Source organism: Arcicella rigui (assembly GCF_034929435.1).
Taxonomy (GTDB): domain Bacteria; phylum Bacteroidota; class Bacteroidia; order Cytophagales; family Spirosomataceae; genus Arcicella; species Arcicella rigui.
Map to the genome: position 1 here is coordinate 53,190 of NZ_JAYFUM010000019.1, position 18,573 is coordinate 71,762.

16 protein-coding genes and 1 other RNA gene are annotated in these 18,573 nt (G+C 36.0%); 7 read left to right on the forward strand and 10 right to left on the reverse strand.

Translation table 11 applies throughout. The features are described from left to right. Positions 1–166: 166 nt before the first annotated feature. From VB248_RS15715 to VB248_RS15740, 6 genes are all read right to left on the reverse strand, one after another. A complete protein-coding gene (locus VB248_RS15715; protein WP_323297752.1) occupies positions 167–919 on the reverse strand; it encodes a hypothetical protein in 753 nt (250 codons plus the stop codon). A 37-nt stretch (positions 920–956) separates the two neighbouring features. Beyond that, complete coding sequence (locus VB248_RS15720; RefSeq protein ID WP_323297753.1) at positions 957–1,139, reverse strand: hypothetical protein; 183 nt, start codon at positions 1,137–1,139, stop codon at positions 957–959. 101 nt (positions 1,140–1,240) lie between these two features. Next, a complete protein-coding gene (locus tag VB248_RS15725; protein ID WP_323297754.1) occupies positions 1,241–1,933 on the reverse strand; it encodes a hypothetical protein in 693 nt (230 codons plus the stop codon). After that, positions 1,930–2,490 (reverse strand): hypothetical protein, encoded by a 561-nt coding sequence (locus tag VB248_RS15730; RefSeq protein WP_323297755.1) that lies wholly within the window; start codon positions 2,488–2,490, stop codon positions 1,930–1,932. The genes VB248_RS15725 and VB248_RS15730 overlap by 4 nt, the downstream gene beginning before the upstream one ends. Before the next feature lie 122 nt (positions 2,491–2,612). Further along, positions 2,613–3,656, reverse strand: coding sequence for a UDP-glucose--hexose-1-phosphate uridylyltransferase (locus VB248_RS15735; protein ID WP_323297756.1), 1,044 nt, complete (start codon positions 3,654–3,656; stop codon positions 2,613–2,615). A 90-nt stretch (positions 3,657–3,746) separates the two neighbouring features. Further along, entirely contained in the window at positions 3,747–4,898 is a 1,152-nt protein-coding gene (locus VB248_RS15740) for a galactokinase (RefSeq protein ID WP_323297757.1), read from the reverse strand. Between the two features lie 196 nt (positions 4,899–5,094). On the opposite strand from VB248_RS15740, the gene VB248_RS15745 reads away from it, so the two are divergent. After that, entirely contained in the window at positions 5,095–6,105 is a 1,011-nt protein-coding gene (locus VB248_RS15745; protein ID WP_323297758.1) for a LacI family DNA-binding transcriptional regulator, read from the forward strand. 88 nt (positions 6,106–6,193) lie between these two features. Beyond that, positions 6,194–6,591: a transfer-messenger RNA gene (ssrA, locus tag VB248_RS15750) on the forward strand. 149 nt (positions 6,592–6,740) lie between these two features. Here the strand turns inward: ssrA and VB248_RS15755 are convergent. Both VB248_RS15755 and VB248_RS15760 read right to left on the reverse strand, forming a co-directional pair. Continuing rightward, complete coding sequence (locus VB248_RS15755) at positions 6,741–8,882, reverse strand: S9 family peptidase (protein ID WP_323297759.1); 2,142 nt, start codon at positions 8,880–8,882, stop codon at positions 6,741–6,743. A 272-nt stretch (positions 8,883–9,154) separates the two neighbouring features. Next, positions 9,155–10,429, reverse strand: a complete 1,275-nt coding sequence (locus VB248_RS15760; protein ID WP_323297760.1) for a citrate synthase — start codon at positions 10,427–10,429, stop codon at positions 9,155–9,157. 263 nt (positions 10,430–10,692) lie between these two features. Between VB248_RS15760 and pepT the strand changes: the two genes are divergently transcribed. Together pepT and VB248_RS15770 are read left to right on the forward strand one after the other, a co-directional pair. Further along, positions 10,693–11,940: a peptidase T gene (pepT, locus tag VB248_RS15765; protein ID WP_323297761.1), complete on the forward strand. Its 1,248-nt coding sequence runs from the start codon at positions 10,693–10,695 to the stop codon at positions 11,938–11,940. A gap of 20 nt (positions 11,941–11,960) precedes the next feature. Beyond that, a complete protein-coding gene (locus VB248_RS15770) occupies positions 11,961–12,128 on the forward strand; it encodes a hypothetical protein (protein WP_323297762.1) in 168 nt (55 codons plus the stop codon). A 53-nt stretch (positions 12,129–12,181) separates the two neighbouring features. Here VB248_RS15770 and VB248_RS15775 read toward each other — a convergent pair whose 3' ends face one another. Together VB248_RS15775 and VB248_RS15780 are read right to left on the reverse strand one after the other, a co-directional pair. Next, on the reverse strand, positions 12,182–12,790 hold the full coding sequence (locus VB248_RS15775; protein WP_323297763.1) for a hypothetical protein: 609 nt from the start codon (positions 12,788–12,790) through the stop codon (positions 12,182–12,184). Next, complete coding sequence (locus VB248_RS15780; RefSeq protein ID WP_323297764.1) at positions 12,787–13,833, reverse strand: AAA family ATPase; 1,047 nt, start codon at positions 13,831–13,833, stop codon at positions 12,787–12,789. The genes VB248_RS15775 and VB248_RS15780 overlap by 4 nt, the downstream gene beginning before the upstream one ends. 123 nt (positions 13,834–13,956) lie before the next feature. Here VB248_RS15780 and polA point away from each other — a divergent pair, with 123 nt between their 5' ends. From polA to VB248_RS15795, 3 genes are all read left to right on the forward strand, one after another. Further along, on the forward strand, positions 13,957–16,812 hold the full coding sequence (gene polA, locus VB248_RS15785) for a DNA polymerase I (protein ID WP_323297765.1): 2,856 nt from the start codon (positions 13,957–13,959) through the stop codon (positions 16,810–16,812). 382 nt (positions 16,813–17,194) lie between these two features. Then, positions 17,195–17,836, forward strand: coding sequence for a hypothetical protein (locus VB248_RS15790; protein WP_323297766.1), 642 nt, complete (start codon positions 17,195–17,197; stop codon positions 17,834–17,836). A 167-nt stretch (positions 17,837–18,003) separates the two neighbouring features. Further along, positions 18,004–18,528: a hypothetical protein gene (locus VB248_RS15795; RefSeq protein ID WP_323297767.1), complete on the forward strand. Its 525-nt coding sequence runs from the start codon at positions 18,004–18,006 to the stop codon at positions 18,526–18,528. Positions 18,529–18,573 lie beyond the last annotated feature (45 nt).

The window sequence follows — 18,573 nt, forward strand, 5'->3', positions numbered from 1 at the left end:
AAACCGAGAAATGATTAAGGGAGGCAAAGTTAAAACAAAAAAGCTACTAAATCATGTCTGAAATAGTAGTTTTCATTGAGCTGTAAGTATTATTGGAAAATAAACTTAACTTTTTGAGTGTGAGATATGATTTGCAAAAAAGATTCTGCATACTTCACAAGAAGTATTAAGCACTTCCATTTATATATAATTGACTATATTTTCTTTTGGTTAGATTAAGTTTCACGCTAAAATGACAGTCACCGCCATCTTGAACGGAAATTATTTGAAAGTGATACCCTTTAGAGTTGTCTTTGCAGTTGCAGTAAACGATGACTTCTATTTCATTATTAGCGTTAGTAACCGCTACACATTGCTTAGTGTAACTATTTACATGGTGGGTAATTCTGTTATTATTTTCAGAAATACACAACTCTAATAAATCATTTATTGCCAAAATATCATTCTTTTTCAGCGAGTACGGCTTTACTTTTTCTGAAAAGAAGTCATAATAGTTAGGATGATATGTGAAAAAAGCATAACTACTATCAAGGCTATTAATAGCGTACTCATCTTTTATACTTCTTTCAGTAATTTTTAGTTTTAATGGAGCACTTCCTCCAATAAATTCAACGAATCCGTTATTAATAACTGCAACACGGCATCTTAGGTACTGGAAGCCTCTGTCAATAAATTTTATTGTATCATTTTCAAGCAAATATTTTCCAGAATACTTTTCATTTTTTTCATAGTATGTACTTTTTTGAAATAGATTGAAAGTATAGGTACTATCACCATAAAACTTCATGGTAGTATTTACTTCATTATAGGGAGAAATGTGTTCTGCTTCCAAAACGTTTTGCTTTTCTTTTTTGTAAAGTTGGCATTTACAAAATAAGACAAAAATAATTAAGCTTAAAAAAACAGAAATGATTTTCATTAATTGATGATTTGAAATATCAAGAAGCCAATTAAAACTACAAATAATAAGGCTTTGTTACTTTCCCTTTTTTCATGTCTTTCATTTGTTTGATACTGCTATCTAAACTTTCCAAAACCTCAGTATCTTGAATTTCTTTGACACTTACGAAATCAAATTTGGCAAGTAATTCTTTTAAAAATGCCGCTTCACTGTCTTTTACTCGAACGTGTAAATCCATAATATTTTCATTAAGTGATTAATGTGTTAGTTTTTGCAATAGAGTGAATTTAAGGAAATAGACTGATTTTGGAAAATAAATGAACAAATTTTCTGTATTTTTCAACGAATTATAGATTTCCAAATGGATAAAATTCTGGCTGTTCTGACTTTTGAACTTGATACTTCTAAATTTGATGAAATTTCTTCTTCTAAGTAAGGACGCTCTAAAAGTGTTGAAATTGACTTTTGAATAAATAGTTTTACATTATTTTCTAAGTTTATAATTTCCTCTTTGATTTTTAAACGGTTGTCAAAAATATATATAATGTCTTCAAAATCACTATTTAAGCGATAGTCATCACCATGCCTGTTTGATACTAAAGCTTCAAATTTTGAAGCAAGAAATAAGTCAAGAGGAAAAATTTGAATATTTAGTTCATCGTCTAAATGGTAAGTTAAACTGTTTTGTAATCCTTCTTTGTACCAAATATTCGTGAATCCTAATATATTCTCATCATCAGGCATAATATCAACAACAATGTCGTGATAGATATAGCGACAAATAACTCCAGAAAACACATCATTTTGAAATCCCATTTTCCGTAGGTTTTCTTCTAAAACAGCATAAGAACCTTTGTTATGAAGTTCTACTACAACATCTACATCATTTGTAGGTCGTACTTCTGCTCTTGCAGGGTCGTCACAATAAAGTTCAACAACAGCACCTCCTACAAAGACGATTTTATTCGTCAAATGGCTAAATGCTTCAGCTAATACTTTTATTCTTACAATGTTGTGAAAACTATTTTTCATGCTGATAAAATTCGTTTTTCTAATTCCTGTGAAGCAATATTTACTACTCTGGCTGTTCCTGTTCTGATGGCATCAACTAAGGCTAAGAGTTCATAGAGTTTTTTGTTATTCTCTACAATAGCTGGAATAGTATGATATAATGGTACAATAGATTGCCCTCTTACTTCTCCTGCTGGATTTTCCCAGACGTATAATTCATTAGAGATAATACTTTTTGATAGGGGTAATGCAGAATGTGCAGTAGGTACTCCTCTCACCAATGCTCCTGGATGTGTAGGAAAAACATACTTTAGACCATTTAATAGAAATGCCAAGAATGCTTTTTGATTAATTTTTTTAGTTTTTATATCGGCAATTAGTCCTGCGTACTCAGACCTTCGTAACGATTCAGAAACCTCTGCTTCGCTCATTTTTAAACTGTATGCAATATTTTTATTTTGAATCGAAACGTTAGGGTGTTCAGCAGAAGAAACTTCTTCATTATCAGACAATTTCATTGATATTAAGTCCAAGATGATGACTATATCCTGTGGACGCATTCCATTATGTTTTTTCATACGAATTTTTCTATGTTCTCAAAGACAAAGATACAATAATTCACGATTTGCAAATCGCAAATCGTGAATTATTTAATAAACAAAAAAGCTGTTCTAAATTTTCATTCGGAACAGCTTTTTTGTTACTTTGTTTTATAATGTATTTCTGACAAGGCTCGCAGTACTGCTGCACTTTTTTCAGCCGTGATGTCTCTTTGTGGATTGGCTAACATTTCGTAACCTACCATAAATTTCTTAACAGTTGCCGAGCGTAACAATGGCGGATAAAACACAAAATGCCAATGCCATTCGTCATGTGCTTCGCCATCGGTTGGAGCTTGGTGAACGCCAGCAGAGTAGGGGAAAGAAGTTTCAAAAAGGTTGTCATAACGAACAGTCAATCTTTTATAGGCATTCGCAAAAGCGTCTTTTTCTGCATCGGTCATGTCCGAAATTCTTGCCATTTTTCGCTTCGGAACAATCATCGTTTCAAATGGCCAAACTGCCCAGTATGGTACTAAGGCTACAAAATGCTCATTTTCAAACAAAACTCTTTCTTGCTTGATTAATTCTTTTTCGATATAGTCAGCCAATAAAGATCGTTGATTTTTTTGCCAATACTTCAATTGAGCTATTTGTTTTTTCATTGGTTCGTCTGGCACTGATGATGATGCCCAAATTTGCCCATGTGGATGCGGATTCGAGCAACCCATTACAAACCCTTTGTTCTCGAAAATCTGAACGTAATTGATAAAATCTTTTCCTCCGAGCGTCAAATACTCATCAATCCAAGCGTCCACTACTTTTCTGATTGCTACTTCTTCCATTTCTGGAACGGTCAAATCGTGGCGAGGCGAAAAACAGATTACTCTACCCAAACCTCTTTCTGTTTCTGCCTTGAAAAGTTCGTCTTCTTCAAAGCTGTGAGCAGGCGTATCTTCCAACAAGGCTGCAAAATCGTTATTGAAAATATAAACGTCTTGGTAGTCAGGATTTACTTCGCCGTTCATCCTTGTATTGGTCGGACATAAATAACAAGTTTCATCATAAGCAGGGCGGTCGTCGCCAGCTACTTTTTCTACTTGTCCTTGCCACGGACGTTTTGCACGATGTGGCGAAACTAATACCCAGCTGTCTGTCAGTGGGTTATATCTTCTGTGAGGATGTTCTTCAAAAATTGGATTCATTGTTTTTGGCTGTAAGCTATAAGCTATAAGCTATAAGCTTTGAGTTTTTCAACTCTCTAAAAGCTCATAGCTCAAGACTCATTGCTAAAATTAAACTATTTCCGTTCCGTTTGTTAAGGCTACTTCGTAAGTCACTAATTCTTTATGATATTTTTCTTGATAAGCTTTTTTGATTCTATTTAGAAAAGCTTCTGCTTTACTTTTTTCAACAATGTTGATTGAACAACCACCAAAACCTCCACCCATCATTCTTGAACCAATTACGGCGTCGTCTTCACGTGTTTGGTCAACCAAAAAGTCTAATTCTTCACAAGAAACCGCATAATTATGTTGAAGTCCGTCGTGAGTTTCGTACATTTTTTTACCGAAAGTTGCCAAATCGTTTTGCTCAAGTGCTTCGCAAGCTACAATTACTCTGTCGATTTCGCCCACTACATACACACAACGTTTATAGACATTTTCAGAAAGGCTCGTTTTGGCTTCTTCCACCATTGTTAAAGTTAAATCTCTGAAACTTTTTACATTAGGATAAATTTCTCCCAAGATTCTCAAACCTTCTTCACATTCTAATCTACGAGTATTGTACTCAGAATCTCCCAAAGAGTGTTTTACACCTGAATTACAAAGAATTACAGTATGATTTGGCAAAGACAATGGGAAGTGCTGATAAGCTAAACTTCTGCAATCCAAGCGAATAACAGCATCTTTTTTACCAAACATAGAAGCAAACTGATCCATAATACCGCAGTTTACGCCAACGAAATTATTTTCAGCAGCTTTACCGATTTTCACCATTTGCATGGTTTCTAAACCCAAATCAAAGAGTTGATTTAAGGCAAAAGCTAAACCTGTTTCTACGGCAGCAGATGAAGAAACGCCAGCACCCAAAGGAATATCACCTCCGAAAACCAAGTCAAAACCTTTTACTTTTTGTCCAGCTTTTTGTAGTTCGTCCACAACGCCAATCAAATAATTAGCCCAACTTTTATCGGATTTCTGAATCGTCGAAATATTAAAAATAGTGCTACTTTTCAAATCAAAAGCATAAATATTACAGTTATTGTCTTCACGAGGAGCGATAGCAAAATAAATAGCTTTATTGATAGCGGCTGGCAAAACAAAGCCATCGTTGTAATCGGTGTGTTCGCCAATAAGGTTGATTCTACCGGGGCTACGTACTGTTAAAGAGGGCGTTATCAAATATAATTCTTCAAATTGATCAATGATGTTTTTGGGATACATTTCTGGAGGTAAATTAAAATTTAATTCAAAGAAAGTATTTTTAGTAAAGTTGTCACTTATATTTTTTTAGGTGTTATTGAAAAAACGTAAAAAAACGTACAAAAAATAGCCTTAGAATTGATTACAAACATTTGCGCAAATTTTGCACAAAATTCAATAAACTTCTTAATTTTACCATATCCAACCTTAAAGATGTATGCAGAAGAGTCAGGTAACCATCAAACATATTGCTCAAGAATTAGGAATTGCTATTTCTACGGTTTCGAGAGCATTGCAGAATCATCCACGGATTGGTCTTAAAACCAAAGAGCGGGTTTTTGAAGTCGCCAAACGACTCAATTATGTACCTAATCCAGCGGCGATTTTATTGAAGAAAAACAAAACGAATACTGTTGGTGTTGTTTTCCCATATTTACAAGAAGAGTTTTTTTCTCAGGCAATTACAGGAATTGAAGATGTCATTAGTGCTAAAGGTTACAATGTTGTTATTAGTCAATCGAAAGATAAATTAGAGCGAGAAAACAGAGCGATTAAATCATTTATTAGTAGTCGTGTAGATGGAGTAATTGCTTCAATATCAGCCGAAACGACGCAGTATTATCCTTTCAAAGAATTAGAAAATCATGGAATTCCATTGGTTTTTTTCGATAGAGTTCCGAAAGATGTAGCCGTAAACAAAGTACGGGGTAATATTTTAGAAGCGGCTTTTGAAGCAACCATTTTTTTAGCTAAAAAAGGATTTTCACGAATTGCGATTTTGAATGGTCCTTCTAATTTAGAGATTTCAAATGAGCGTTTGGAAGGTTACTGGAAAGCCCTAAAATCTTTGAATTTACCGATTGTTCAGCAGTATATAAAATCAACAGATTTGACGAAAGATAGTACTTCTAAAAAAATGGAGGAGCTATTATTGTTACCTGAGAAACCTCAAGCAATTCTTTGTTTCAATGACTACGTAGCCTTATTTGCGATGCAGAGTTGTAGGCAAAATGGTGTAATTCCCAATACTGACATTCACTTTGTGAGTTTCGCTAATTTACCCATTACTGCTTATTTAGATAATCCTCCGATAGCCTCTGTCGAGCAATTTGCCTACAAAATGGGCGAGCAAGCGGCTACTTTATTGTTGAAAATTCTTGAGTCTAATGAAGAGAGTGAAATCATTCCAGAAGAAATTATCATTGATACAGAACTGATAATACATTAGAATTTTAGAGGAATCAACAAAATTTGTATTATCTTCGCAGTCCCAAAGAATGAAACGTTTTGATTTCATTTGATGTTCTTAAAAAAATGGGGGCGACCGGTATTGACAGCTTGTGCAGGTCGGTGGTAAGCACGTCAGGAGTTGGTCTAATCTCCTGTTAAAAATTAGTCCGAACAACAATCGGCAATACTCAGTATGCCATGGCAGCTTAATCCTTAAGGGATTTCGTTTTGGATAGTTATCAACGGAGTTGGAGCTATTCGCCACACCTCGCTCGGCTAAACTCTGCCGCTGGGATTCGGGGTGTCGAAACGCAGAGTCGAATGTAGTGATTTCTCTAAGCTAACATTTAGTACAAAGAGGATAAGGATAGTTTAAGGTCCGGCTTGAACCCTGCCTATCTCGAAAATCCAATCAAGACTAAACGTGTAGAAAGCTATCGAGTTCCTTGTCTGGACGAGAGTTCGAATCTCTCCGTCTCCACTAAAAAAGCCGCTTAAATTTAATTTTAAGCGGCTTTTTTAATTTTAAACTTTATTTTTTGAAAATCTTTAAGCGATACTTTAGCACATTTATTAATGCTTTTGGTTTATATAAATAGTTGACTATTAGATGTATTGGAAACTAATCACGACTTATTTCCCAATGTACCGCTCAAAAAACTCATAAATTCTTAGCATTCTGTCAATTCTCTGGCGTACATTTCCTGTTCTCGAAAGTTCGTGTGTTGCTCCCGGAATTCTTACATATTCCACTTCTTTCCCCATAATTTTCAGAGATTTATACATCATTTCAGACTGAATTACGCCTGTACGCAAATCGTTTTCACCATGTTTTATCAAAAAAGGCGTTTTGATTTTATCCACATAAGTATAAGGTGATTCACGTTCTAAAATAGGTTTTATTTTTGCTTCCCACGGATAACCGCCAAAATAGTTTGGCGTGAGTCGCCAAGCGTTTCCTTCGCCCATAAAAGTTGAAAGTTCATAAACGCCTCTTTGAGCAAAAGCTGCCTTAAAACGGTGGTCATGCGAAATAATCCAAGCCGTTAAATAGCCCGCATACGAACCTCCTGTAATTACTTGTCGTGAAGTATCAACCCAACTGGCTTTGGCGGCTTCGCTTGCTGCTGCTAAAACATCTTCGGCTGGTCCTGTTCCCCAATCTTGATAATTTGCTATTTGGAAATCCTTGCCATAACCGCCCGAACCTCTTGGATTAGCATAAACAATTCCATAACCTTGCGAACAGAAGTACTGAAATTCATGCCACATCGAACTTTCGCCCGGCCCCCACATGGCTGTTGGCCCACCGTGCATATTTAATAATAATGGATATTTTTTACCAGCTTCAAAATTGGTAGGTTTCATAATCCAGTACTCTATTGTTTGTCCTTTCGAGTTTTTTAAGGTTTTTTTCTCTGGAAAACTAAGAGCTTTATTCGCCAACCAAGTATCATTATGTGAACTTAGTTTTACTGAATTTTTCACTAATAAATCCGAATAATAGAGTTCAGAAGGATTTTTTACTTCTGTTTTAGCAAAAACAATTCTTTCTTTTGAAAGGTCAAAACTGCTAATACCCGAATCAAAATCTGTGAGTTTTTCTACTTTTTTACTCTGTACATCAAGGCGATACAAAGGTACTCCACCATTTGAATTCGCAAGAAAATACACAAATTTGCCATCTTCCGACCATTCAAAGCTATTGGCAGACCTGTCAAAATTGATAAACGTTTTATTTGTGCCGTCGGCATTGGCTAAAACAATTTGGTTTGAACCTAACCATTCCGTTTTTGATGTAGTCAGTACCAATAATTTACCATCTGGCGAAGGCGTAGGATTGTTATATGAAATGCCCTTTTCGCCCAAAACCATTTTCAAACCAGTACCATCAGCGTTCAAACTCACGATGGCAGAATTTTGCTCTCTATCGGGATGTACTAAACTATCCAAGCCCATTGTGGCATAAATCTTTTTACCATCGGCCGACCAATTTGCTCCGTTCAATGACCAAAAACCTCTGCTGATTTGTGTAGGTTTTGCTCCTTCTTTGGCATCAATTACGAAAAGAATGTTGAAACGAATTTCTGGTTCGGTAGTAGCTTCTCCTTGAAAATTCAGACGGTTGATTACTTTAGCCTTTTTGTCTTCTACATCTTTGTCAAGATAAGCCCTGATTTCTTCGATACTTCCGTTGGGATTCGCCTTTACTTTTTTATCAGGTTTCAAAAAGTTATTATTGCTAAAACCAGCTTTTTCAAAAGACCAAGAAGGCAGTTTTTTAGCAGGATTCAATAAAGAATCTTTCAATAAATCTGAAAAAGAAACATTGATAGAAAACAAAATCTTAGAGCCATCAGGCGACCAAGACGGGCTACCCGTACTGTATTTAAAATCTGTTAATTGAAAAGCCTCGCCGCCATCCAAAGGCATAATAAAGATTTGCGACTTGCCTTTTACGTTTCTACTAAAGGCAATTTGTTTACTATCTGCCGACCAAGTAGCTGTACCAACGTTTTCAGTACCACGAGTCAATTGTTTAACAGTCTGAAAATCAGTAAGCCACAAATGCGAGCGATAGTCGAAATCCAATTTGTCGGTTTCGTTACTTTCGTTGCTTCTTAAAGCATAAATAGCTTTTGTACCATCAGGGGAAATAGAGACATTGCCGACTTGCTTGATTTTAGTCATGTCCGTAACCAATACTTTTTCTTTAGCATTTTGGGCAAAAGACAAATTGGCAAAGAGCAGAAAAATAGATAAGATTTTTTTCATGTGATGAAGTAATGTTAATGAAAAAGAAAGAAAATTTATTCAATCATTCAATTTAGTAATAATTTGAATAAATAGCTTGATTTTGTAGGAGTGTGCGGGTTTAGTTTAAAAACTAATAATGTCCTTACTGAAGTCTAAGTGACGCTTTGTTTAATACTTGAACTGGTTGTGAAATCTTGCAGGGAGGGAGACAAAGTACTTAACCAATCTAAAACCAAAAGAGGCGTTTCACTTATCGCAAAACACCTCTTTTATATATCTATCAAGAAAAATTATTTTCTATCTGCAATATTAACATAAGCACGTTCAGTAGCACCAACATATACTTGGCGTGGGCGACCGATAGGTTCTTTGTTAGCTTTCATTTCTTTCCATTGTGCAATCCAACCCGGTAAACGACCAATCGCAAACATTACAGTAAACATATCTGTTGGAATACCCAAAGCACGGTAAATGATACCTGAGTAGAAGTCAACGTTTGGATATAATTTACGAGCTACGAAGTACTCATCACTCAAGGCAGCCGCTTCTAATTCAGAAGCAATTTTCAATACTGGGTCGTTGATACCCAAAGCTGCTAATACGTCGTCAGCTGCTTTTTTGATAATTCTTGCTCTTGGGTCGAAGTTTTTGTAAACACGGTGTCCGAAGCCCATCAAACGGAAGCCAGAATTTTTATCTTTCGCCATAGCGATATACTTAGCAGTATCACCGCCGTCGGCTTTGATAGCTTCAAGCATTTCAATTACTTCTTGGTTTGCACCACCATGTAATGGCCCAGAAAGTGCGTTGATACCTGCTGAAATTGAAGCATAAAGACTTGCATGAGAAGAACCTACCAAACGAACTGTTGAAGTAGAACAGTTTTGCTCGTGGTCTGCATGAAGAATCAATAATTTGTTCAAAGCAGCCGCAACCACTGGATTTACTTGATAAGGAGCAACTGGCAAAGCAAACATCATGTTCAAGAAGTTTGAACAATAATCCAAAGAGTTGTTTGGATAGTTTACTGGATGTCCTTGTGATTTTTTGTAAGACCAAGTAGCCATAGAAGGCATTTTAGCCATCAAACGAATGATGTTTAATTCATCAGCACCCGCTTTGTCGCCTGTATAGAAAGCCGACATTGCACAAACCATTGCAGAAAGTACGCCCATTGGGTGTGCATTTACTGGGAAGCCTTCAAAAATTTTACGCATATCTTCGTTGACGATAGTGTGCATTTTAATATCGTTCTCAAAGGCAGCGTATTGTTCGGTGGTTGGCAATTCACCATAAATTAGAAGGTAAGCAACTTCCAAGAAAGTAGCTTTTTCAGCTAATTCTTCGATTGAGTAACCTCTGTAACGAAGAATCCCTAATTCACCGTCCAAAAACGTGATAGCACTTTTAGTAGCTCCGGTATTTTTGTAGCCAGAATCAATGGTGATATGACCTGTTTCATCACGGAGTTTGGCAATATCAATTGCTTTTTCATCTTCACTTCCTGTAATTACAGGAAACTTATACTTTTTGTCACCTAACGAGAGTTCTGCAAATTCTGACATGACCTATATTTTATTGGGCTTTATCTTGAAAAAATATGTTTTTATTTTGTTGATACGAAATTAAATGAAAAATCCTCTTTCTAATGCTTTCGTTGACTTTTCTTTGCAAAATTTAGATAGTTGTTGAAAAAGTTCTATTTTTAAAAGAGAACCTTATATTCTTTAGAGATTGTTCACGCAAGATAGTCACGAAAATTTAAACCTTTGTTACCTTTGCTAATATTTTACAGGATATTTTCCAGACAGATTTAAACATAAAATTAATGTTAATCAATTATAAAAATACCTCTACTGAGCGTTTCTTGCGTTATGTGCAAATAGATACGCAGTCGGATGCAGCATCTACTTCGCAACCTTCTACTAAAAAACAAAAAGATTTGAGCAGACTTTTGGTGGAAGAATTACAAGCAATGGGCATCACGGATGCACATTTAGATGAATTCGGTTATGTATATGCGACCATTCCGAGTAATACCGAAAAGACTGTTCCTGTTATCTGTTTTTGTTCTCATGTAGATACTTCTCCCGACTGTTCGGGAGCTGGCGTGAAGCCGATTATTCATAAAAACTATCAAGGACAAGATATTGTTTTGCCAGATGACCACAGCCAAATCATTAAATTATCAGAACATCCAGATTTGGCACATCAATTTGGCAACGACATCATTACGGCAAGTGGAACTACTCTGTTGGGGGCGGATAACAAAGCTGGCGTTGCTGAAATTATGGATGCGGCTTATCATTTAGTCAATAATCCTGAAATAAAGCACGGTACTATCAAGATACTCTTTACTCCAGACGAAGAAATTGGCAGAGGAACAGCAGCGGTAGATTTAGAAAAATTAGGAGCAGATTTTGGTTATACGATTGATGGCGAAACTTTGGGTTCATTAGAAGATGAAACTTTTTCGGCAGATGGCGTAAAAATTTCGATTCAAGGAGTAAGCCAGCACCCCGGTTTTGCAAAAGGTAGAATGGAAAGTGCTTTGAAAATTGCAGCAGAAATTGTGGCAAATCTTCCCAAAGAAACACTTTCGCCAGAAACAACCGAAGGCAAAGAAGGATTTATTCATCCAGTCGGAATATCGGGAATGGTAGAAAACGCAACGGTTGAATTTATTATTCGTGATTTTTCAGAAGAAAAATTACACCAACACGAAGCCGTTTTGAAAGAAATAATGGATAAAGTATTGATAAATTATCCAAATTCTATTGCTATTTTTGAAGTGTTTGAGCAGTACCGCAATATGAAAGAAGTATTGGACAAAACGCCACAAGTAACGGCTTATGCTTTTGAGGCAATCGAAAGAAGCGGTATAAATGCTAAACAAATGAGTATCAGAGGAGGAACGGACGGTTCGAGGCTGTCATTTATGGGTTTGCCTTGTCCGAATATCTTTGCAGGAGAACACGCATTTCACGGAAAACACGAATGGGTATCAGTACAAGACATGGAAAAAGCTACCGAAACTATTATACATTTGTGTGAAATTTGGGAAGAAAATTTTTAGTAATTTATATTAACAAAGCAATGATTAAGATTAAAAACGAAGCTGAATACGAAAAAGCCTCGGAACGAGCAGACAAACTTTACAATGCCAAAAAAGGCTCGTCGGATTACAAAGAATTACAATCATTATTAAAAGCCCTAAAAGCTTATGAAGATGAGTTTGTAAAAATGTTGAAAGACGAGTATTGAGGCAAAGTAAAAAAACGGCTATTTTCAGTGATGAGAATAGCCGTTTTTGTGTGTTATAGATTATCTATGAATGATTTTACTTGGTTGTGGAAATTTCTAAAGCTTTCTGAACGACTTTCAAGATAAGCTATGTCAAAAGTATTTGTCAAAGTTTCAACAATTGGAATGGAAACTTTATTGGATGCTTTGATATTTCCATACACTGCCAGTTTTGCTTCTTTATTGGGCTTTGACTCTAAATCTTCATTTTTAGTTGATAAAGGATTTTCAAGGTTAATCTTCAAATACCAAAGCCAATGCTCAATACACTGTACAGGTATCATCAACATTGTTTTATTGATAAAATCATGCTGTAATTGGCTTTTCATTGTCGTGATTTTATCTTTAAATTCATTCGATGTGAAAGTGTCTAAATCTCTACCAACAACAAAAAAGTCTTGTTGATAATCAACGAAGCCTTCTTGTACTGCTTGTGGAAAAATGTTATCAACTTCTGTTTTATTTCTTCCACGATATTTGTAGGTGAAAACCTCGTCGAATTCAAAAAGCATTTTTTCTGAATTTCCAGAATAGATTAATAATTGCTCAAGATAGTTGTGCAAGAAAATCCGATGAGCTTCGTCCTCACCGAAATAGCCATATTTCAGTATAGTTATCTTCATTTTGGTACGCCGCCAATAAATCCAGTTACCCAGTGTGAACCTAAAGACTCAGTGAATTTTATTCTGGGTAAACCCAGCGATTCCATTTTAATATTTGAAGGTTCAATAATATCTTTTAGTAGATTTTTTACTTGTGTAGCACCTTCTTCATCTTTATCAAAAACAAATACAGATTCTGGAATATCTTCAAATTCATCCAATACTCTTTCGCTATGAGTAGTCATAATTACTTGAATATCCTTTTCCTCCACTAATTGAAAAATAAAATCAATTACTTCTCGGATTCTTCGTGGATGAATCCCCTTTTCTGGTTCTTCCAGTAGTAATAACTTTGGTGGATTGGGTTGATGGATGATACAGAGTAAAGCCAGAAAGTATAAAACGCCCTCTGATACTTCGTCAGCCCAGTAACCTTCTCCATCTTTATCAAAGAACTTTAGACTTAATTTACCTCCTGCTTCAGTATTGACTGGAGGAGTACTTATTTCAATTAAGTCTCCAACACATTTAGCAAAATCTTCTTCTAATTTTCTATAAGCTTTTTTATTGTTTGTACTAAGAGTGTATAGAAAAGTAATCAAATTTGAACAATCATCATTTAAGTCATCATTTGAAGCAAGAGGTAGAGGTTTAATGAAAATGGTAGGATTTGGTTTATATATTTTAAGTTCCTCAATATTTGAAGGAATTAGATCATTTACGTTTTTAATTAGAGTTTCTTCTAAATTGCTATCAAGGAGATTTTTATTTATTTCTTCTGATTCGAATAACCCAAATTCTCCTGCTAAACCTTCATATTTTATCAATTTTTTTTTTTCATCATTTTCTACATAAAATGCAAGGCTTAAAATATTATCTAAATTTTTTTTGAAAATTAGACCAGGGTTGTATCCTGACTTATCCTTTTTAGTGAAAAACTCCAACCCCTTCAAAAAATTACTCTTCCCTGAATTGTTTGGACCAATCAGGAGGTTTACTTTTTGGAGTTCGAGCGTCACATCTTTGAGGCTCTTGAAGTTCTGTATTCTTACTTTTCGTAACATCTTCTTTTCATTTATTTACACAATATTAACCATCTTTTCAATCTTCGTGAAACAGAACCAATAGATTTTGGTATTTTTGAGGAAATCTTGTCTTTTTAGGCATATACTCTTCGTTACAATTAGATGAAAAAACTATTTCTTCTCGATGCAATGGCATTGATTTATCGAGCACATTTTGCTTTCCAAAAAACTCCTCGTATTACTTCTAAGGGTTTGAATACCAGTGCGGTATTTGGCTTTACGAATACTTTGTTGGAGGTGCTTACTAAAGAAAAACCTACGCATCTTGGCGTGGCTTTTGATACGCCAACTCCGACGTTTAGACATATCCAGTTTGAGGCCTACAAGGCTCAACGTCAGGCTCAACCAGAAGATATTACGATTGCCATTCCATATATCAAGCGTCTTTGTACTGCCATGAATATTCCGATGTTAATCATGGAAGGCTACGAGGCGGATGACGTTATCGGAACAATTGCCAAACGTGCCGCTCGTGAACATGAGGACATGGAAATTTATATGATGACACCCGATAAAGATTACGGTCAGCTCGTGGAGGAACGAATTTTTATGTACAAGCCTGCTTTTATGGGAAAAGGCGTTGAGATTTTGGGCGTGAAAGAAATCTGTGAACGCTGGGGAATCCAAGATGTTTCGCAAGTGGTGGATACTTTGGGTTTGATGGGCGACTCTGCCGATAATATTCCGGGTATTCCGGGCATAGGGGAGAAGACTGCCCAAAAATTGATTCAAGAGTATGGTTCTTTAGAAAATCTGATTGCCAACGTTGATAAACTAAAAGGCAAGCAGCAAGAAAACGTTAGAAATTTTGCTCAACAAGGTTTATTGTCGAAAGAATTAGCGACTATTCACTGTGAAGTACCTGTTACTTTCGATGAGGAAGATTTAAAAGTTGTTGAAGTAAACAAAGAATTACTTTCTCCGCTTTTGGATGAATTAGAATTCAGAACTTTGCGTCGTAGATTACTGGGTGAAGAAGCTGTTGTAGAACAACCTACTGCCATTCCAGAAGCTAAAAAAGCGACTGCGGCTGGCAAAGCAAAAGCGTCGTCGGGTCAGTTTGATTTGTTCGGAAGTATTGTTGAAGAAAAGAAATTAGAGCTTTTTGATGAAACTGATACGCCTGCTGAAAGTAATCCAAAAGCTACGATTGATACTACCGTTCACCAATATCATTTGATTGATACGCCAGAATTGCGTCAGTCTTTGATTCATTTTTTGAGTTTGCAAGATGAAATTTGTTTCGATACGGAAACGACCAGCGTTGATGCCGTCGAAGCAGATTTGGTAGGTTTATCTTTTGCGTATCGTGCGGGCGAAGCTTATTATGTGCCAACTCCTGCCAATCGTGAAGAAACCCAAGCGATTGTAGATGAATTTAAGCCGATTTTTGCTAATGAAAAAATTACTAAAATCGCTCAAAATATCAAGTATGATTTAATGGTGCTTGCTCAATATGGCGTAGAAGTAAAAGGCAAAACTTATGATACGATGTTGGCACATTATATCATCGAGCCAGAAAAACGTCATGGAATGGATATTTTGGCTGAGGATTTCTTGAATTATACACCAGTGTCGATTGATGAATTAATCGGTAAAAAAGGAGCGAAGCAAGGCAATATGCGTGATGTGGAATTTGAAAAAATCAAAGAATACGCTGCCGAAGATGCCGACATTACTTTACAATTGAAAAGTAAATTACATCCCATTTTAGCACAAAATCCAAGTGCGGTGAAGTTATTGGAAGAAGTGGAAATGCCTTTGACACAAGTACTTTCTGATATTGAAATGGAAGGCGTAAGGCTTGATATTGATTTCTTGAAAGATATGTCGAAGACCTTGGAAAAAGATATGTTGGAAGTACAAACCAAAGTTTTTGAATTGGCTGGACAAGAATTCAACATTGGTTCGCCAAAGCAATTAGGTGAAATTTTATTCGATAAATTGAAGCTTGACCCTAAAGCCAAAAAGACTAAGACGGGTCAATACATGACGGGCGAAGAAGTATTGTCTAAATTAGAATCTGAACATGAAATTGCTCGTAAGATTCTGGATTTTAGAGAATTACAAAAATTGAAATCAACCTATGTAGATGCTTTGCCTTTGATGATTTCGCCAAGAACGGGTAGAGTACATACTTCTTTCAATCAGGCAGTTACGGCTACTGGTCGTTTATCAAGTACCAATCCTAACTTACAAAATATTCCGATTCGTACTGCCCGTGGACGAGAAATCAGAAAGGCATTCATTCCTAAAAACGATGATTTCTTGATTCTTTCAGCCGATTATTCGCAAATTGAATTGCGTATCATGGCGGCTGTTGCCAAAGATGAATCTATGATTGAAGCCTTCAATCAAGGAAGAGACATTCACGCTACTACTGCTGCAAAAGTATTTAATGTAAGTTTGGACGAAGTAACTTCTGATATGCGTAGAAAAGCGAAAACGGTCAATTTTGGGATTATTTATGGCGTTTCGGCTTTTGGTTTGGCACAGCAAATTGCTATTTCAAGAACGGAAGCGAAAGAAATTATTGATAGTTATTGGCGAGAATTTCCTGCCATCAAACGCTACATGGACACCGCCGTAATTGAAGCCCGTGACAAAGGTTATGTAGAAACCATTTTGGGAAGAAGACGTTACTTGCGTGACATCAATTCAAACAATATGGTAGAACGTGGTTTTGCCGAACGTAATGCCGTAAACGCCCCGATTCAAGGTTCGGCGGCGGATATGATTAAGGTAGCGATGATTAAAGTAAATGATTTTATCAAACAAGAAAAACTTCAATCTCGTATCATTCTTACCGTGCATGACGAATTAGTTTTTGATGTACATAAATCAGAATTAGAATTGATGAAAACCAAAGTAAACGAATTGATGGTAAATGCAATCCCTTTCCCCGTAAAAATGGAAACAGGCATGGGCGTTGGTTTGAATTGGTTAGAAGCACATTGATTTTGAGTTTTGAGTTTGGAATGCGGAGTGAGGAATAAATAGCTTTGACAAATTTTGAAATTTGTCAAAGCTATTAAGCCAAAAAAAAAGACCAAAATAACAAAGAGATTCAAGACCTCCGTAACGAATGGCAAAGGGATATTTAATAGACACCAATATTGGAATACTGACCCTAAAACTCAAAAACATAAAGGTCTTTAATAATATCATTTACTTCTGTTTTTTGTGTGTTCGGATAATTCCATTTTGTTGTGACAAACGCAATCTTTGGCGGTAAAATTCATTATCAAACCAAATCCTCAACCGCACATAACAAATCAATTTCAAGGCTGTCTTATTTCAACTACTTTTGAAAAAATCAATTTGACCATCCTTGAACTTTATGGATACTTTATTCAAACTTTATCTTGCTGTACGACGCAACCAATACCTTTCTTTTTTTGTAATCTGGATGCGGTATTTAATTGGCTTTGCCTTTGTGCCTTCTGGCTTGACGAAATTAATGGGCAATCGCTTTACTTCTATTGCTACTTCAAATCCTATCGGATTCTTCTTTGAAGCACTTTATCAAACAGGTATTTATTGGCAGTTTTTGGGCTTGATGCAAGTTCTTGCGGCGTTTTTATTGATGACTCAACGCTTTGCTACTATCGGTAATCTTATTTTCTTGGGTATTATTACCAATATATTTCTCATTACTTTTTCCCTACACTTTCAAGGCACAGTTTACATCACTTTTCTTTTACTGTTTGCTTCTTTGGGCTTGTTGTTGTGGGATTTTCCTAAATGGAAAAGTCTTTTCTTTCCTGATAATTTCAAGATGGAAGTAACAATTGAAGAGCTACCAACCTACAATACTTGGTGGATTTATACAGGAGTGATTTTCTTTATAGAATCGCTTATTTGTAGTTTTGTTGGAGGCATTTTTAAGAGTGCAAGCTCGGTGATGGTAGTGTTAGGTGTGATCATGCTAACGGCAATTCTCTCTTTACTTTTGTTTAAAAAGTATCATAAAACTTCTTGATAAAAGTTTCAATTTTAGCTTTTCTTACAGAGATTTAGTTGAAAAAATAACTGTAATTTATATACATATTTCTACGAAACTTCTACAAAAAAGCCTCACAGGTAGTATTTAAGAGCATATTTTCAGACAACAGCCGTTGGGATGTTTTAAAATAATTAAACATTTATATGAAAAAGTTGAGAAAATATTTGTGTGCTGTTGCCGTAGTGGTGGCGGCGATGCTTTCGTTTACTTCATTGGCTCAGTTTGGTGGAGGTGGTGGTCCGGGTAGGGGAGATATGCCCCCAAATATGGAAGGAAGAGCGACTCCAGAGCCACCAGACCCTGAAAAAATGGTTGAACAAGAAGTAAAATGGATGAAGAAAAAGCTGAAATTAAAGCCCGACCAAACCGAACGAGTAACGGATATTTCTACTAAATACGCTTTCGCTCAGGTGGATTTGTTGGATAAAAGTATGAAAAAAGGAACTCGTCCTACGGAAAAAGATATGAAGCAAATCAAGGAAAAAATGGATGCTTTGATGGTTCAGAAAGATAAGGAAATGAGTTTGGTACTTGCCCCGAAACAGTTTGAAAAATACCTAAAAAAGCGTGAAGACCTTGCCAAAAGTGTAGAAAAAAGTAATGGTAGAACAAATGATGGACCGCCAGCAGGTGGCCCACAAGGTGGAGGCGGACGAACTCCTTTCTAAATCAAAAGCTCTCAGTCTATCAATGAATAGGCTGAGAGCTTTTGA

Bases quoted from the DNA above. Each gene is read 5' to 3' on its own strand.
- VB248_RS15715 (WP_323297752.1), bottom strand. From the start codon at position 919: ATGAAAATCATTTCTGTTTTTTTAAGCTTAATTATTTTTGTCTTATTT.
- VB248_RS15720 (WP_323297753.1), bottom strand. From the start codon at position 1,139: ATGGATTTACACGTTCGAGTAAAAGACAGTGAAGCGGCATTTTTAAAA.
- VB248_RS15725 (WP_323297754.1), bottom strand. From the start codon at position 1,933: ATGAAAAATAGTTTTCACAACATTGTAAGAATAAAAGTATTAGCTGAA.
- VB248_RS15730 (WP_323297755.1), bottom strand. From the start codon at position 2,490: ATGAAAAAACATAATGGAATGCGTCCACAGGATATAGTCATCATCTTG.
- VB248_RS15735 (WP_323297756.1), bottom strand. From the start codon at position 3,656: ATGAATCCAATTTTTGAAGAACATCCTCACAGAAGATATAACCCACTG.
- VB248_RS15740 (WP_323297757.1), bottom strand. From the start codon at position 4,898: ATGTATCCCAAAAACATCATTGATCAATTTGAAGAATTATATTTGATA.
- VB248_RS15745 (WP_323297758.1), top strand. From the start codon at position 5,095: ATGCAGAAGAGTCAGGTAACCATCAAACATATTGCTCAAGAATTAGGA.
- VB248_RS15755 (WP_323297759.1), bottom strand. From the start codon at position 8,882: ATGAAAAAAATCTTATCTATTTTTCTGCTCTTTGCCAATTTGTCTTTT.
- VB248_RS15760 (WP_323297760.1), bottom strand. From the start codon at position 10,429: ATGTCAGAATTTGCAGAACTCTCGTTAGGTGACAAAAAGTATAAGTTT.
- pepT (WP_323297761.1), top strand. From the start codon at position 10,693: ATGTTAATCAATTATAAAAATACCTCTACTGAGCGTTTCTTGCGTTAT.
- VB248_RS15770 (WP_323297762.1), top strand. From the start codon at position 11,961: ATGATTAAGATTAAAAACGAAGCTGAATACGAAAAAGCCTCGGAACGA.
- VB248_RS15775 (WP_323297763.1), bottom strand. From the start codon at position 12,790: ATGAAGATAACTATACTGAAATATGGCTATTTCGGTGAGGACGAAGCT.
- VB248_RS15780 (WP_323297764.1), bottom strand. From the start codon at position 13,833: ATGTTACGAAAAGTAAGAATACAGAACTTCAAGAGCCTCAAAGATGTG.
- polA (WP_323297765.1), top strand. From the start codon at position 13,957: ATGAAAAAACTATTTCTTCTCGATGCAATGGCATTGATTTATCGAGCA.
- VB248_RS15790 (WP_323297766.1), top strand. From the start codon at position 17,195: ATGGATACTTTATTCAAACTTTATCTTGCTGTACGACGCAACCAATAC.
- VB248_RS15795 (WP_323297767.1), top strand. From the start codon at position 18,004: ATGAAAAAGTTGAGAAAATATTTGTGTGCTGTTGCCGTAGTGGTGGCG.